This window comes from Pseudoalteromonas aquimarina (assembly GCF_049257255.1).
Classification (GTDB): domain Bacteria; phylum Pseudomonadota; class Gammaproteobacteria; order Enterobacterales; family Alteromonadaceae; genus Pseudoalteromonas.
The window spans coordinates 79,958-95,212 of record NZ_JBMMUG010000007.1 but is presented as its reverse complement, the minus strand read 5'-3'; the positions used below and the strand labels follow the sequence as shown (position 1 = coordinate 95,212).

The 15,255-nt window shown below is 40.2% G+C and carries 17 protein-coding genes; 1 reads left to right on the top strand and 16 read right to left on the bottom strand.

The annotated features are described in order from the left end of the window. Nucleotides 1-49 precede the first annotated feature (49 nt). Nucleotides 50-2,047 carry a TonB-dependent receptor plug domain-containing protein gene (locus AAEU29_RS17230; RefSeq protein ID WP_421974460.1) on the bottom strand — a complete coding sequence of 666 codons (1,998 nt, stop codon included), beginning with the start codon at nt 2,045-2,047 and terminating at the stop codon, nt 50-52. Nucleotides 2,048-2,131: 84 nt separating this feature from the next. Here AAEU29_RS17230 and AAEU29_RS17225 point away from each other — a divergent pair, with 84 nt between their 5' ends. Next, nucleotides 2,132-2,530, top strand: coding sequence for a hypothetical protein (locus tag AAEU29_RS17225; RefSeq protein WP_421974459.1), 399 nt, complete (start codon nt 2,132-2,134; stop codon nt 2,528-2,530). A 92-nt stretch (nt 2,531-2,622) separates the two neighbouring features. Here AAEU29_RS17225 and AAEU29_RS17220 read toward each other — a convergent pair whose 3' ends face one another. The 15 genes from AAEU29_RS17220 to AAEU29_RS17150 all read right to left on the bottom strand — a co-directional run bounded on the left by AAEU29_RS17220 (nt 2,623) and on the right by AAEU29_RS17150 (nt 15,238). After that, on the bottom strand, nt 2,623-3,150 hold the full coding sequence (locus AAEU29_RS17220; RefSeq protein ID WP_421974458.1) for a hypothetical protein: 528 nt from the start codon (nt 3,148-3,150) through the stop codon (nt 2,623-2,625). Between the two features lie 89 nt (nt 3,151-3,239). Then, nucleotides 3,240-3,500, bottom strand: coding sequence for a DUF3081 family protein (locus tag AAEU29_RS17215; protein ID WP_274761381.1), 261 nt, complete (start codon nt 3,498-3,500; stop codon nt 3,240-3,242). 63 nt (nt 3,501-3,563) lie between these two features. Next, nucleotides 3,564-3,782 carry a VF530 family protein gene (locus tag AAEU29_RS17210; RefSeq protein WP_421974457.1) on the bottom strand — a complete coding sequence of 73 codons (219 nt, stop codon included), beginning with the start codon at nt 3,780-3,782 and terminating at the stop codon, nt 3,564-3,566. 119 nt (nt 3,783-3,901) lie between these two features. Then, nucleotides 3,902-4,330 (bottom strand): excinuclease ABC subunit A, encoded by a 429-nt coding sequence (locus AAEU29_RS17205; RefSeq protein WP_421974456.1) that lies wholly within the window; start codon nt 4,328-4,330, stop codon nt 3,902-3,904. Nucleotides 4,331-4,339: 9 nt separating this feature from the next. Continuing rightward, nucleotides 4,340-5,143, bottom strand: coding sequence for a MipA/OmpV family protein (locus AAEU29_RS17200; protein WP_421974455.1), 804 nt, complete (start codon nt 5,141-5,143; stop codon nt 4,340-4,342). A 2-nt stretch (nt 5,144-5,145) separates the two neighbouring features. Next, nucleotides 5,146-6,369, bottom strand: coding sequence for a beta-ketoacyl-ACP synthase (locus AAEU29_RS17195; protein ID WP_421974454.1), 1,224 nt, complete (start codon nt 6,367-6,369; stop codon nt 5,146-5,148). Beyond that, complete coding sequence (gene fabG, locus AAEU29_RS17190) at nt 6,369-7,094, bottom strand: 3-oxoacyl-ACP reductase FabG (protein ID WP_421974453.1); 726 nt, start codon at nt 7,092-7,094, stop codon at nt 6,369-6,371. Before fabG ends, AAEU29_RS17195 begins: the two co-directional genes overlap by 1 nt. Next, the gene (locus tag AAEU29_RS17185; protein WP_421974452.1) at nt 7,091-7,546 is read right to left on the bottom strand and encodes a hotdog family protein; all 456 of its coding nucleotides are present in this window, start codon (nt 7,544-7,546) and stop codon (nt 7,091-7,093) included. Before AAEU29_RS17185 ends, fabG begins: the two co-directional genes overlap by 4 nt. A 6-nt stretch (nt 7,547-7,552) precedes the next feature. After that, complete coding sequence (locus AAEU29_RS17180; RefSeq protein WP_421974451.1) at nt 7,553-8,740, bottom strand: beta-ketoacyl-ACP synthase; 1,188 nt, start codon at nt 8,738-8,740, stop codon at nt 7,553-7,555. Beyond that, entirely contained in the window at nt 8,740-9,288 is a 549-nt protein-coding gene (locus AAEU29_RS17175; protein ID WP_421974450.1) for a DUF3261 domain-containing protein, read from the bottom strand. Before AAEU29_RS17175 ends, AAEU29_RS17180 begins: the two co-directional genes overlap by 1 nt. Then, nucleotides 9,270-10,517: an NAD(P)/FAD-dependent oxidoreductase gene (locus AAEU29_RS17170; protein WP_421974449.1), complete on the bottom strand. Its 1,248-nt coding sequence runs from the start codon at nt 10,515-10,517 to the stop codon at nt 9,270-9,272. The genes AAEU29_RS17175 and AAEU29_RS17170 overlap by 19 nt, the downstream gene beginning before the upstream one ends. Next, a complete protein-coding gene (locus AAEU29_RS17165; protein WP_421974448.1) occupies nt 10,514-12,775 on the bottom strand; it encodes an MMPL family transporter in 2,262 nt (753 codons plus the stop codon). Before AAEU29_RS17165 ends, AAEU29_RS17170 begins: the two co-directional genes overlap by 4 nt. Further along, nucleotides 12,759-13,298, bottom strand: coding sequence for an outer membrane lipoprotein carrier protein LolA (locus tag AAEU29_RS17160; protein ID WP_421974447.1), 540 nt, complete (start codon nt 13,296-13,298; stop codon nt 12,759-12,761). The genes AAEU29_RS17165 and AAEU29_RS17160 overlap by 17 nt, the downstream gene beginning before the upstream one ends. Further along, the gene (locus AAEU29_RS17155) at nt 13,291-13,722 is read right to left on the bottom strand and encodes an acyl-CoA thioesterase (RefSeq protein ID WP_421974446.1); all 432 of its coding nucleotides are present in this window, start codon (nt 13,720-13,722) and stop codon (nt 13,291-13,293) included. The genes AAEU29_RS17160 and AAEU29_RS17155 overlap by 8 nt, the downstream gene beginning before the upstream one ends. Further along, nucleotides 13,715-15,238: an HAL/PAL/TAL family ammonia-lyase gene (locus AAEU29_RS17150; RefSeq protein WP_421974618.1), complete on the bottom strand. Its 1,524-nt coding sequence runs from the start codon at nt 15,236-15,238 to the stop codon at nt 13,715-13,717. The genes AAEU29_RS17155 and AAEU29_RS17150 overlap by 8 nt, the downstream gene beginning before the upstream one ends. Nucleotides 15,239-15,255: the final 17 nt, after the last annotated feature.

The following is a 15,255-nucleotide window of genomic DNA, read 5'->3' as shown; positions in this document are numbered from 1 at the left end:
GCATGGATAAAGTGTAAACGCTGAATTTGTATAACCTAAACCAGTTAATTTAATTGAAGGTGTATTGGTAATTAATAACAATACTTCTTCTTTTCGCTGGCACTATACCATCCCATACTCTTGGATCGAAAATAGCATATTCTTTATCAAACAAATTCTCTGCAGACACAGACAACGTGTGCTTTCCAAAATCTCGTGTAAGTTTCAAATATACTAAACCATAGCTTGGTTGGTAAAAGTGCGTGTTTTCGCTCAATGGTGCGTCGATTTCGTCGCGCCATATTGCATTTAAATGAATGGTTGCAATTGAGGTTGGGTAACGTACTGATAAATTGGCAAAACGTTTAAAACTGGCATTAATTGGCTCATCAAATAATTGCGTAAAGTTAACAGATACATTTAATTTATTTAACGCTTTGCTGGCCGAAAGCTCCAACCCCGCAATATTTTCATTTACCGTATTATCAAAGGTAAAAAAGCTATTACCATCAATTGGCACAAGATTAATAAAATCTCTTAGCTGGTTATGAAACAACACACTTTCAAGTGATAAATCATGATTAGTGTAAAGCCAAACAAACTCACTGGTTTTAACATACTCTGAGGTTAGATTTGGGTTGCCTTTCGTTACGCTATCACTTGAATAAAGCTCGTTATTTACCGGTGTTCTAAATGACTCACCATATTGTAGTTTAATACTGTGGTGCTCTAAAGGTTGCCAAATAGCCGAAAATCGCGGTGAAAGTTTACTATCTATACCTTTAATATCATCAAAGCGAGCACCGACAAAAAACAACCACTTTTCATTAAGCTGCCATTTAAGTTGGCTATAAATACCATAAAAATCATGGGATGCGCGAAGTGCCGAAAATTCAGGAATGTTTTTAAGGCGTTTTAACTCACCTAAGTAAAAACTATCATCAGGAATAATCAGTTCACTTTGGTAGTCATAATAGTTAGTTGTGGCACCAGCCTGATACTGACTGGCATGTCGATATTCAAGGCCGGAATTTAATTGTTTATCTTCTGCTAATTTAAGACTGTGTGACAGTGAAAATTTTGTCCATTGTGTTTGCCAATTAGGCCCCACTAAAAAATCTTCACTGACTATACCGAATTCTTTCGGTAACACCATTCCTGAAGAGTCTATTTGAAAATTTGCATAACTGACGAGCGCATCTAAAGTGTGACGCTCATTTTGCCAAAGTGTATGCTCTAAGCTTGTGCTAAAAGACTGACTCTTGTGAACATTTTCATTACTGTAACCACCTAGATTAATAAATTCATCTAACTGATTTTCAATAAAATGAAATGCTATTGTTGTGTCTTGGTAATTTAACTGTGCATTAAGTAAAACGTGCTTTAGTGGATCTTTAACGTCAAAATTGTCTGTCACAGCATAGCTTTGACCATCAGCTTGCTGCAACGATATATTGCCATTAAACGTAACATCATCTTGTTTATGGCTATAACTGCCACTTAAAGCTTTATAACCATGCTCACCTATCGAAAGGGTTAATTGTTGATGCTGTTTTTTGGTAATAAAATTAACGACTCCCAAAAACGCATTACTGCCATAAAGTGCAGAGCCTGGCCCACGAATTATTTCCACTCGCTCCAGTATTGATGCAGCAATAAACGGAGTATAAACCGTCGCTTTGCCAAATGAACTTTCATTTAAACGCACACCATCTAATAAAATTAATAAATAGCCATTGTCTAAGCGTACTCCTCGGGCGTGCTCTTTTGGTACAGCCCCCACCCAATCGCCTCTTGCCATTTGCATACCAGGCACAAAATTAAGCACATCAAACGCGTTTATAATGCCAAGGGATGAAATTTTTTGTTCATCAAATACGGTTATCGTTGAAGGTGCAGTTGCGCGAGTTTCAGAGGTATTACTTGCAATTGTGACTTCTAATTCACTTAATTGAGCAATATCGAGAGAGAAAAGATCTGACTGAGGAGCGTTACTTGTTGCAAAGCAATTAAACGACGTCGCTACAAGCAAAACAAAGTAATAAAAACGATAAAACAGTTTTGGCATTATTATTAGTGTATAGTTATCGGCTCGGATATACTTTAAGAATAGTAAAAAGTACTGTAACAGCAAGTGGTTAAAAATTAATTTATGATTGAGCAAACTCTAAAAAGTATTCCTAATTTAGCATTATTTCAACGTGTCACTTGTCAGGTGCTCAATCAATTAAAATTAGCTTTTCCTAATCCTAGTGACATTTCGTGTACCCAGCTTGCTCAGCAAATTATTAATGAAACCCCTTCAAAAAATACTCTTGTGCTTGATGTTGCAATTGAAATAAGTGCCGTTATTAGCTGGTTAGAAAAAGCGGGGCTTATTTGGGTTGGCGGACACGACCTTAATGATTTTTTTGATGTCACAATATCAAAGCAAGGCTTGTCTAAACTTTTAATAGAAATGGATGGAGAAAGTTTGGCGCAAAAACTATCCAACTCACCTTCTAAAGAAGCACAATTTGAAATTATTAAATCTTTAATTTCACATCATTAATATTTATAAATTTTTGTACTGCTACTATACGAAGGAAACAGTAGCAGTAGCAGTAGCAGTAGCAGTAGCAGTAGCAAAAGTAACACTAACCATTATTTAAGAGTTGATAAGCGCCCAATTAAGTTATTTAACGCTGTAACACTAAACCCTCTGTCATAAAAATAAACTATTTTGCCTTTGTCATCTAACAACACCACGCGTGCATTATTTGGCTTTTCATTGCCGGTAAATGCCTGAATACGTTCGCCATCTTGATATATGGTAATTACACCACCCCACAACTCTTTTGGAATACCGCGACGCATACCCTCATCGATTTGGGTACTAAACATTCGCGGAAACATACCTGCAATGGTTGGCAGTTCATAGGCAACCACATCAACCTCTTTCATATCAAGCCCGATAAGCCAGCGGTCAATGTCAAATTGCGAGTCTTGTTTATAACCAATTAAAAAAAGCGCTGGTTTGCCGAGCATAGCTTCAGGTAAATTTATATTTTGCTTTTCTAAGCTCGTTCCAGACACATTCGGAAAAACTGTGCCTTCTACATTTTGGTTTGGATACTGTGTAGCGCAGCCCGATAAGACTGCAATCAGAAATAAATTAAATAGTGCTTTCATATTTGCCTCAAAAAACCTTTTTATAGAGTACGTTAGTTAAAGCAAAATGGTTTTCAATAATTAAGCAATTTAGCCTGATCACAGGCTAACTAATCAACCTCTTTTACAAGCGCTTCAAGTTTGCTCATAAACACATCTTTTAGTTTACTGTGTTCATAATCGAGGTGATAAGTGTTGTGAAAGCCAAAACGCAGCAGCACACCATTGCCTTTTAAGTAAATGGTGTAGCCGTCAATATCTGAAAAGGCGGTGATCCCTTGATAAAGTTTGCCATCTTCAAAGTCTTCACCTTTTTTGTAAATAAGGTCGAATACTTTTAATAATAGTTTGGCATCTAGCTCGTTTTTCATAACTAAGTATTCCCTGATTGCTCAAATTGTTACTTAATTATAGTGAGTTAGTTCACTTTTAGATCATTTAGCGAAAGTATCGAGGTAAAGCGCTTCAACTTTATCACGCGCCCATTGTGTTCGGCGTAAAAATTTCAGCGATGATTTGACTGATGGCTCGTTTGCAAAACAATTGATTTTAATCTCACGATAAAGGCCATCCCAACCATATTCTTCAACTAATTGAGTCACAATTTGCTCTAGCTTTAAGCCATGTAAAGGGTTGTTTGGTTGGTTTTGCATTTTAAAAGCCTTAAATAAGGGGCTGGTATTTTTGTTTTACTCTCACTTTAATTAGTAAACAAAAAACAGCTGCCACTAAAAAAGCCCTAAACGGGCTTTTTTAAAATTATGTTTACCGGTTATAGTTTAACTAAATCGCCTTTTAATGTCACACCTGCCATTAAAAAGCCTGCGCCACATTCAAATTCAGTATCACTTACAAATTCACGTTTTTTATAGAACGAGCTGATGTTTACTACCGCATTCATACCTTCTTTGCGAGCTCGCTGTTGCATTGCTTTAAGTGCGCTTAGCATTACCCATTGGCATGCTTCTTTATCACTTTTGTTTACTGCGTTGGTTTTTTTGTTTGTTTGCACTTCACCGTAAGTTGATAAAACTTTACCTGCATCTTGCTTACCAAAAAATAATTTAATTTCTGGGTCAAGTGTTTGCTGTGCTTTTGAGGTTTTTAATAATTCATCAACAGAATAACGACCAATATCATCACGCGCTGTAGCTGTGCTTGCCGCAAGTACTAAAGATACACCTAGAATTAACTTTTTCATTTTTTCTCCCTACTTTTTTAATGAGTAAAACTTCCATGCAAAACCTAATCCGAGCGAAACATTACTCTGCTCTCGCATCAACGGGCTATGCTGATTTGCACTGTGTGAATAATTATAATAACGAATAAAACCACCGGCCCATAGCCAGTCATTATCGTATGTTAAACCTAAACTAAAAACAGACGCAAGGTAACCTGCATCAGCATCATATTGCAAACGGTCAATTGTTTGAAATTGTTCTGCTACTTGATAAAAATAATTATTGTATGCGTGCGAGCCAAAACGTGAACTAATACGAGCGGTCAAATTCACTTCATGTTGTGCTGAGTGAAATAACTTTTTGCCCGTCTCAATAATTAGCCCAGACACACTGCCAATATCATCAACATCTCGATTATCAATGGCATATGCTTTTCGAATAAATGGGGAAATATAGAAGTAGTTATCTGAAAGTGGGTCGCCATAAGCAAAATACTGATAACTTGGCCCTATTTCGCCTACCCATGCAAGGTCATCCATACCCTCACGGGCGCGATTATCTTTACTTGCTACCGCAATCGCACCACCGGCGCTTAGGCTTAAATAATGCTTAGGGGCAATTTCTAGAAAAGAGGCAAACTCATTACGTTCAACTTTATAGTGCTCTTTTTCGATATGAATATATGGCAGTGGTACAAGGTAACTTTCGTTTTGATCAGAGCCTAAATAGTGTGGAATAGATGAATAAAAAGCCCCAATTCCAAAAGTGACTTCGTCAGCAACACAAAGCGACTGAAAGACTAATAAAATTAACGCAATCCATTGCTTTAACATATTTAATTCCAGCGCTTAAAGATGAGGGATGTATTAATACCACCAAACGCAAAATTATTACTCATCACATAGTCAGTGGTGATTTCACGCCCATCAGCACGAAGATAATCAAGTGGTGCACATTCTGGGTCGATATTATCAAGATTAGTAGTACCACTAAACCAGTTGTCGTACATCATATGAATACTGGCCCATGCTTCGATTGCACCACAGGCACCTAAAGTATGGCCTAAATAACTCTTTAACGAACTAATAGGCACTTCACCGAGCGCGTTAAATGTGGCGTGAGATTCTGCAATATCACCACGATCTGTTGAGGTGCCATGCGCATTTACGTAACCAATTTGTGATTTTTCGATAGCGGCATCCGCAACTGCTTGTTCTATGGCTACTTGCATCGTTTCACTGGTAGGTTGCGTAACGTGCTGGCCATCAGAATTACAGCCAAAGCCAACAATTTCAGCGATGATATTAGCACCACGCGCCTTAGCATGCTCCAACTCTTCTAAAATAAAGGTACACGCACCTTCACCGATAACCAGTCCGTCACGGTCTGTATCAAAAGGACGAGGTGTGTTTTTTGGTGTTTCGTTTTTACAGCTTGTTGCGTAAAGGGTATCAAATACCGCAGCTTCAGTAACACAAAGTTCTTCTGCACCGCCTGCTACCATTAATTTTTGACGACCAAATTTAATCGCCTCATAAGCATAACCGATACCTTGTGAGCCAGATGTACAAGCTGAACTGGTAGTGATCACTCGCCCTTTTAAGCCAAAGAAAACGCCCACATTAACCGGTGCGGTATGCGCCATCATTTGAATATAACTGGTTGCCGTAACCCCAGTCATCTCACCCGTATCCATCATGCGGCCAAAAGAAACAAGGGGTGATGTAGAGCCAATTGATGAACCAAAAGCAATGCCCGTATCGCCGTTTGTCAAAGATGGGTGGTCTAGTAATCCGGCTTGTTCAAGGGCAAGCTCCGTGGTGCGCGTTGCCATTAGGGAAACGCGGCCCATTGAGCGGATTTTCTTACGTGGATAGTGCTTTGGCTTTTCAAAGTGTTTAATTGGCGCAGCTAAATTGGTATTTAAACCATTAATAAATTCCCAATCCGGCATGTTTTCAACTGCATTTACACCGGTTTTTAAAGCCGCTTTAAATGTCTGCCAATCATCACCTAGCGCGGTGATTGCCGACATGCCCGTTACAACAACACGTTTCACTAAACTAACCCACCGTTTACAGAAATCACTTGGCGCGTAATGTATGCTGCATCGTCAGACATTAAAAATGATACCGTACCAGCGACTTCTTTTGGCTCGGCCATACGCCGCATCGGGACCATTTTTAGAATTTCATCGACCGGTAAATCATCAACCATATCAGTGGCGACAAGGCCTGGAGCAACACAGTTAACGGTAATTTTGCGCTTTGCCACTTCTAAAGCAAGTGCTTTTGTCGCACCAATTAGTCCAGCTTTAGCAGCGCTGTAATTCACTTGACCACGGTTACCTGCGATACCAGAAACCGATGCCATAGTAATGATTCGGCCGCCTTTTCGCGTTTGGATCATTGGCATTACTAATGGTTGAACTACATTGTAAAAACCATCAAGACCAGTTTCGATGACTTGATCCCACTCTTCACCAGTCATTGCTGGGAAGGCTGTATCGCGTGTCACACCGGCATTACATACCACACCATAATAGGCGCCGTGCTCTGCAACATCAGCAAGTAAACTTTCTTTCGCTTTTTCGCGATCACACACATCAAATTGACAAACCGTAACATGGCGTCCGAGGGCTTCTATTTGCTCTTTTACAGCAAGCGCAGCATCTATGCCGCTGCGGCAATGTAAAGTAATATCAAAGCCATCTTCAGCAAGTCTTAATGCAATGGCTTTGCCGATACCACGACTTGAGCCAGTTACTAATACACGTTTTGTCATTGTTGTTCCTTTAAAAACTGCACAGGATCTTCCGGTTGAAACACGTTTATTTTTGCCTCAGCAAGTAATGTTTCGCCATCGGCAATATTGCATTCGAATACACTTAATCCGGTTTCTTCTTGAAATAATTTTTTTATTGAAACCGACAGTGTTTGACCCAATTTAAATTCAGGTGAGAATGTTTTATATTTACGCGAGCCAATCAGAAAACCAATTTTAACTGCAGCATTGTCATCAAGTGCTAATGCACCAGCATATGCTGCGATAGATTGTGCCATATATTCAGTGCCAATGTAACTTGCAACTGTTTGAGTTTGCTCGTTATAAAATGCAGATTCAGCGGTGATATCCACTTCACAAACAGCCGAATCTTGATCGTAACTAACTAAGCGCGATAATAAGATCATTGGATCAGCATGAGGCAATACCGCCTCAATCGAATACTGTGTCATGTTGTGCTATTTTCCAAAAATTAGCGATACGTTGTTGCCACCAAAGGCAAACGAATTAGATAAACAGCGCTCTATTTTACCAGAAGTTTGACCAGCTGCGAGTTTAATTGCTGCAAGTTTTTCATCTAATTGGGCACTCGGGTGATTTTCAGGCAACATATTTTCGCTATTTAAATCACTTAGCAGCAACCAACACAGCCCTGCTTCAAGTGCGCCTGCGGCACCTAACGTATGGCCGGTAAGTCCTTTGGTTGAACTAACCATACAATCAAAACCAAGTGCATTAATTGCATTTGCTTCCATTTCATCGTTTTTAGGTGTGCCAGTACCGTGCGCGTTAATGTAATCAATATCTGTTGCGTTTAGCCCTGCATCAGTAAGTGCTTTAGACATACTTGCAATCGCCCCGCGACCCGATGGCTCTGGTGCAGAGACATGATATGCATCAGAACTTTCACCAGCGCCTAAAAGCTGTATTGCTGAATGCGCTTTGCTGCTCTCTTTAGTCATCACAAAAAGTGCTGCGGCTTCACCAATATTAATCCCATCTCGACCTGCATTAAATGGCTTACAATAGCGCTCTGCTGTCGACTCAAGCGCTTTAAACCCGTTAAGCGTCATTTCACATAAACTGTCTACACCACCACATAACACAATGTCAGCAATGCCTGATTGTAATAGCCCCTTTGCACTAACAAGTGCTTTGCCGCTAGAGCTACAAGCAGTGGAAATAGTGTAACAAGGTCCTTTCGCACCGGTTATGTACGCTAAAAATTCACTTGGTGCATGTAATTCTTGCTGACGATAATCAAACTGCTCAGGGTATTTCCCTGTGTCTGAAAATACTTTATAAGCGCTTTCACCTTCACTAATAGCACTTGTACTGGTGCCAAGCACAATGGCAATACGCGAATTTGCAACGTTTTTGCAAAGCGCTTTAAAGGTTTGCTCAATTTGCAAGTAGGCTGATAGCAGCAATTGATTATTGCGAGTATTAAAAAAAGAGTCAGTTATTTCAGGTAACTCTGCTTTCACAGCACCCACTAAAAAGGCTGTGCCATCATTGCCAGTTTTGGCAAAGGGTGAAAGCACATTTTGCTGCGACAACTTTGGGTCACATAGTGCTGCCATTACACTTTCTTTGTTATTACCTAGGCTGCAGATGAGTCCTAAATCGTTTAACGCTACTGCCATTATTCTTTAATCTCTTCAATCGTGATTGTGTAGTGACGACGCAAATGGTTGATGGTGATTTTGTTATCAGCGTATGAAATTACCATAAGCTGACTGTTTGCATCGGCAACTATGCGCTGTTGCTTGCTCTCTTTTACAAACGCCCCATCTAACCCTTTGTTTATTGTGCTAATTGGCCAACTGGCAAGTTGCATATCTGCCAACATATGGCTTGGATATAATGCTAAACCTGGAATATGTTTTTCCAGCGTATAGCTACCATCTTTTAATAGTGACATTGAAAACAAACTGATCCCTTGCGGTGTTAATGCAGCGAAATTCAGCTGCCCTCCCTGTAACTCACTTTGCAACAACAGAGATTGTTGCTGGTTTTCGCGTGTTACCGTAACCAGTTGTAATGAAGATTGTATTGGCCAATTATCCGGTACTGCTTGTAATTGATAACTAACAAAGTCGTCAAGTGGCACACGCTCGGGTGAATGCACACTTGAACAACCTATAAGTAATGCGATACAAACTGCCAGTAAGGTTATTGATACTCTTTGCATAACTTCGCTAAAACGTCTAAACGGCGTTCGCTTTGTGCGACATACGGATTACTAGCATCCCACGCGTAACCCGCGAGAATCGAACACACCATTTGCCTTATCTGCGGATCTTGTTCTTTGTGGAAAATAACATCTTGGAAACGACCGTCATACCACGCAGTGACAAAGGTTTTAAAACAATCGACACCTTGTTTTAACGGTTTTGCATAGTCATTTTCAATGTCAACCTCTTTCCCTTCGAGTAAGTCATTGACTACTGGCGCAATTAAACATGCTGAACGAAGTGCAATTGTTACACCACTTGAGAAAACAGGGTCTAAGAATTCACCTGCGTTGCCTAACAGGGCAAAACGTTCGCCGTGCAAACGGGTTACATCCGCTGAGTACCCCTTTATTTGTCGTGCAGGTGCAATGGCTTTAGCATTTTTAAGTAAGCGCGACAAATTAGGCACTTGATTAATGTAATCAAATAAAATGGCATCATGTTCACGCTCTGGACTAATAACTTTATTAGGCTCAATTACAACACCGACACTTGCAGTGCCATCTGAAAACGGAATAAGCCAATACCACACATCCGGATGCGTAGGGTGTACAGTGATTAAAATTTTATTGCGATCAAAGTTAGCGTCATCAATGTTATCTTCAACATGTGTGAAGTATGAACTACGCACTGGGAATTTTGACGGCTTTTCTAAGTCGAGTAAACGCGGTAGCACTCGCCCAAAACCACTGGCATCTAATACAAATTTTGCTTCAATAGTGTATGTTTCGCCACTGTCATCAATCACCATTAAACGCATATATTCAGCGTGCTCTGTTACCTCTAACACTGTGTGTTGGTAACGAATGGCAACACCTTGCTCTGCCGCGCCATCGGCAAGTAATTTATCAAAGTCTGCACGTTTAACTTGATAGGTCGTGCCTGGTCCTTCAGTAAACTTATCGGTAAAGTCAAAAAAGGTGTGTTCACCTGATTTTTCAAAAGCCGCACCATTTTTAAATTGAAAACCAAGGGCATCCGCTTTTTCATGTAAACTATCAACTAAACCCGCTTCGGCTAAATACGTCATGCACTGCGGTAATAAGCTTTCCCCGATAGAAAAACGTGGAAACGTTTCACGCTCAAGTACAATAACTTGCTTTCCTTGTTTATTTAATAAACTACTTGCAACGGCACCAGAAGGACCTGCGCCAATTACAACTACGTCAACCTTTTCTACCTTCATTTCCTTTCCTTGACAATACAGGGAGCCAAAAAGTAAAGACTCACCAACCCTATCACTAAGGTCAAACCAAAACTAAATACTGCTGGCGTTTTACTAAATATTAAGATGCCAAACACCAAACAAGATGAACACAATGATAAACTTATCGCTTGCAAGTTACTTTGACATAACCCTTTACTACGATAAAAAATAAGGTAATCAATTGCTAGCGCTAAAATTAAAATTGTCGCGAGATAATTAAATAAGTTAACCGCACTTTGTAACCAACTTGATAGCAATAAAGCGCATACGGTTACTAAGCAAATAATCAGCCCAGATAAAAGTGCCGTCGCAAAATCAAAACGAAGTGCCATTACAATCATCGCAACCAAAGCGCTGAGCACCATCAACCCCATCACTGTAGTGCGATAATGACCTAATGCATCAGAAATTTCTTGACGTTTATCAAGTAAATATAAAAAAGATGAATGGGTTTCGGTTAACTGCTGTAACGTTTGCTTAGGTAACATATCACTATTAAACCAAAGCACTGTCGCAGCCTCATTTTGTGCCACTTTATGTACTTCAAATAATTGTGCTAATGGCGAACTTTCAAATGCACTTACTGTCAGCGGTGAATAATTTTGCAGGCTAACATTAATCCCTAAGGTATTACTTACATCGCTATAATGTCCTGATGCTACTTTATTAGTTAGGGTTGTGTATGTCGCCTGTTGTGACGATAACGACGGTAAATAGTTTGCTAAACTTTGTACTTTTACTGTCTCTGCATGTGTTTTTATCCATGCATTGATGGCCTCTTGTTTTTCTAATGCATCTTGCATTGAGTTGCCAACAACTAAAAAGTGATGCTTATCACTTTGACCAAAGAGTGCTAAATTGAGTGATTCATTGCGCTTTAACTCAGCACTTGTGCCACTTAAAACAGTAACATCATCTTGATGAATAATGGGCTTTAACATCAAGCCAACAGCAACTAAAAAGACTGCTAGGGCGAGTATTTTCCCCTTATAGCGATTAATTAATTCGAAACTGTCGGCCCAAATAATACGCGGCATTGTGATATTTAAAACGATAAACTTTTGGCAATAAAGCGCAAACATAAGTGCGCCAAGTAAACCAAAGATCATAAACACAGCAACTTGCTGTAATAACGCCATCGGCGAGAAGCTGTAGAGCGCATACCCAGCAGCCGTGGTGATAAAACCAAGTACTAAACTCGTTGTAATAGAAACCTTTTCAGCACAGAGCACGTGAAACAAATAATCAATCGCCACACCAATTAAGGTGATTGAAAAAACTAAACCGATTAACTCTACGGTATCAAAAGCCATCACTAATGCCGCCATGCCCCATAAACAGGCATTAAAAATAGTGACAAACATTAATCCAACGACGGTTAAGTTGCGAAAGAACACAAACACCAATAAGGTAACAGAAACCAAGCTAATCAAACCAAAAGTTGAGATTTCATACTCTGCTTGCTGTGCATTTTCACTGCCGTGAAAAGCAAAACCTGAGTAATAAATAGCGCTATTAAAGTCGCTTTCTATTTTTATTATTATCTCTTTTATGTCTTCGGTTAATTGAATGCTCTGTGAAAAATCCGCGCCATTCTCACTTAACATAAAGCGAACAAAATAAAACGTCGATTGGGTTTGTTCATGATTAAACCCCAGCATATGTTTTGTGTTTAACGCCTTTTTATATATACCATCTTCTTGCTGTAGACCACCAATCTGAGACACCGTATTTAAAAAGCTTGCTAGGGCTAATGTTGGGTCATTTTCAAGGGAACTTGCGCTTAAAGTACTGTCTGGTTTTGTTAGTTCAGCCAAAGTGTAATTAAGAAGTTCACTTGGCTCAGACACTTGGCTTGGATAATTACTGGCCATCAAACTGCCCGGATAGCGCGAGTAAAAATCCACCACTTCATCAAGTGCAATATCCGGTGGAGCAATATAGGTTAAAGGCGATTTAGACTTTAAGGCATTCGTCAATGCCTCAATGGCTAACTTATTATTACTGCTAAATACTAATTGGCTTGAGGAACGTTGTTGAATGGTATTTTTTGCGTCTTTAAGCGAAGGAGATTCGAACTGTGCTGCACTTGGCACAACGGCTAAAATATCACTGCTAAATTGCGTTAAGCCTTGTTGAAAACGAACGCCAATAGTTGCGATACACGCAAATGCAAGCAGCACAAATGCAAGTGCATAGCCATAACGTAGCACGTTTGGATTAGTGTGCTTGACCATAACTTAGATTTATCTCTGTCACATGCCCTGCTGTCTCACGCAAAACAAGCTTAGAAATTGTTCCTTGCCCACACAAACGCACTTCACTGAAAACCTGATCTAACGGTGCTTTTGCTGTTAAGCCCATGCAATCGCTATCCACATTATTAACGCTTAAGTAATTAGACAGTAGTTTTGGGTCTTGCAGTAACAAAGCTTGTAATAACGGAATATACATATCTGCGTTATTCATTTTGCTTGTGGTACCAAGGTGATCTTCGCTATAAACGCCACTCTCATCCATACGAATAATGGATGCAACCGGTGAGACTTGTTGCCATACAAACCCTGTGCTGTTGGCATTGAAAACACCTTTTGATACTAGGCTATTTTTGAGTATTTTTATTTTTTTGCGCTGCTCAAATTCGCCAAATACTTCCGTTTGCTTTACCAAGGATAATGTTTCAAATGCCTCAGTCATAGAGTCCTTTGCGTTAACCGCTAGAGACATAACACACACAAGCAACATCAATACACTACGCATTTATCACCCTTGCTAGTTTTTCTATCAGTGCTGGCGGGCTCACATATTGCATTTCGCCATCACTAATACTCACCGCTACTTGAACTGAATACCCTTTTGTCAGTTTTGCACCGCTCTCTTTACAACTAATGACATAGTCAATCTTTAAACGGTTTTCATATTCTTTTAAGTACGCAGAGACCACAATTGTCTGACGAAAACGTGCTGGTTTGATGTATTTACAACGCATATCGATAATTGGCCACATATAACCAGACTCAGCCATTTCATCATAGTCGTAATCAAATTCACGTAACAGTGCACAGCGCGCTACCTCAAAATAGCGCGCATAATTACCATGCCAAACCACCTGCATCGGATCGCAGTCATGAAATGGCACATCAATCTCAACGTGTTTTGTTAAAATCGCTCCGCGACTATTCATATAACTTCCACTTTTGCTGTTGAATCGCATCAATCGTGTCGCGCAAGGTGCGCTCTAATGGGCGATCTTCATCGAGGTTCGGGAAATAGCCCGTAATATCGTTATACATGTCCATTAGGCCATTTGCCAAACTATCGGAATCTACTTCGCCGCGCTCTTTTCTGATTCGTAGTGCCTGAATTGACGCAAGTAATGTGCTTGCAAGTACTTGCTCAGTCAATTGAATAACGCGCAGTGCATCACGCGCAGCAATTGTGCCCATGCTGACTTTATCTTGGTTATGGCATTCGGTTGAACGCGAGAACACACTAGCCGGCATGGTGAGTTTTAATGCCTCTGCTGTATAGGCAGATGCGCCAATTTGCACCGCTTTAAAGCCGTGATTAATGTATTGACGCTCAGGATCACCATTTGACAGATTACTTGGTAAGCCGTTATTAAACTTACTATCAACAAGTGATGCGATTTGGCGGTCAGCTAAATCTGCTAAATTGGCTACCGCAGTTTTTAAGGTATCCATTGCCATTGCAATGTGACCACCGTAAAAATGTCCACCGTGTAACACATGCTCGCCAATACCATCAATAATTGGGTTATCGTTTGCAGAATTTAACTCATTTTCAATTAGCTGACGTAACCACGGTAAGGTATCAGCTAACACGCCAATAATGTGCGGCGCACAGCGAATTGAATAACGGTCTTGTAGGCGATCAGCATTACGTGGATGAGTATGATAATTCAGATCATCACGGATCCAAGCAGCAACTTGTTGTTGCCCCGCATGCGGTTTTACTGAGAATAAAATATCATCAAAATGGTGTGAGTTACCCAATAAACCTAAACTGCTAAGCGATGTTAAACGCGTCGCTAATTTTACCAGGTACTCTGCACGGCTGTATGCAAGGCAAGCAAGAGCGGTCATTACCGCTGTACCGTTCATAATTGCCAGACCTTCTTTTGGTCTTAAAGTGAGTGGTGTTAGGTTCAGCGCTTTCATCACATCACCACTATTTGCCACTTCGCCATTAAAATACACATCGCGCTCGCCTACTAAGGCACCTGCAACATAGGAAAGTGGGGTTAAATCACCACTTGCTCCCACTGAACCTTCTTGTGGGATAACAGGCACTACATCGTGATTTAAGTATTCTTTTAATAACGACAGCATATCCCAGCTAACACCAGAGTAGCCTTGTGCTAATGAGTTTAAACGTGTGGCTAAAATTGCACGTCCTTGCTCTTTGGTGAACACATCCCCTAATCCACAACCGTGAAAACGCGTTAAATGCAGTGGTAATTCATTGACTAATGAAAGAGGTACAGCGCGCGTTACTGAATCGCCATAGCCTGTTGTCACACCATAAATTACGCCATCTTCGGCAAGTAACTTATCTAAAAAGGCAACGCCTGCATCAATGCGCTGAGTAAAGTCAGTATCATTCGACAGCTTAGCCTCTGAATGTCCTTTTGCTATCGCAACAATATCTTCAATTGAAAGCGGTCCTTGGCCAAACATAAGTGGCCTTTTTTGCT

Coding starts and splice junctions, on each gene's coding strand:
- AAEU29_RS17225 (WP_421974459.1), top strand. CDS start 2,132: ATGATTGAGCAAACTCTAAAAAGTATTCCTAATTTAGCATTATTTCAA.
- AAEU29_RS17170 (WP_421974449.1), bottom strand. CDS start 10,517: ATGAAGGTAGAAAAGGTTGACGTAGTTGTAATTGGCGCAGGTCCTTCT.
- AAEU29_RS17185 (WP_421974452.1), bottom strand. CDS start 7,546: ATGACACAGTATTCGATTGAGGCGGTATTGCCTCATGCTGATCCAATG.
- AAEU29_RS17165 (WP_421974448.1), bottom strand. CDS start 12,775: ATGGTCAAGCACACTAATCCAAACGTGCTACGTTATGGCTATGCACTT.
- AAEU29_RS17205 (WP_421974456.1), bottom strand. CDS start 4,330: ATGAAAAAGTTAATTCTAGGTGTATCTTTAGTACTTGCGGCAAGCACA.
- AAEU29_RS17215 (WP_274761381.1), bottom strand. CDS start 3,500: ATGAAAAACGAGCTAGATGCCAAACTATTATTAAAAGTATTCGACCTT.
- AAEU29_RS17175 (WP_421974450.1), bottom strand. CDS start 9,288: ATGCAAAGAGTATCAATAACCTTACTGGCAGTTTGTATCGCATTACTT.
- AAEU29_RS17230 (WP_421974460.1), bottom strand. CDS start 2,047: ATGCCAAAACTGTTTTATCGTTTTTATTACTTTGTTTTGCTTGTAGCG.
- AAEU29_RS17160 (WP_421974447.1), bottom strand. CDS start 13,298: ATGCGTAGTGTATTGATGTTGCTTGTGTGTGTTATGTCTCTAGCGGTT.
- fabG (WP_421974453.1), bottom strand. CDS start 7,094: ATGACAAAACGTGTATTAGTAACTGGCTCAAGTCGTGGTATCGGCAAA.
- AAEU29_RS17220 (WP_421974458.1), bottom strand. CDS start 3,150: ATGAAAGCACTATTTAATTTATTTCTGATTGCAGTCTTATCGGGCTGC.
- AAEU29_RS17210 (WP_421974457.1), bottom strand. CDS start 3,782: ATGCAAAACCAACCAAACAACCCTTTACATGGCTTAAAGCTAGAGCAA.
- AAEU29_RS17150 (WP_421974618.1), bottom strand. CDS start 15,238: ATGTTTGGCCAAGGACCGCTTTCAATTGAAGATATTGTTGCGATAGCA.
- AAEU29_RS17155 (WP_421974446.1), bottom strand. CDS start 13,722: ATGAATAGTCGCGGAGCGATTTTAACAAAACACGTTGAGATTGATGTG.
- AAEU29_RS17180 (WP_421974451.1), bottom strand. CDS start 8,740: ATGGCAGTAGCGTTAAACGATTTAGGACTCATCTGCAGCCTAGGTAAT.
- AAEU29_RS17200 (WP_421974455.1), bottom strand. CDS start 5,143: ATGTTAAAGCAATGGATTGCGTTAATTTTATTAGTCTTTCAGTCGCTT.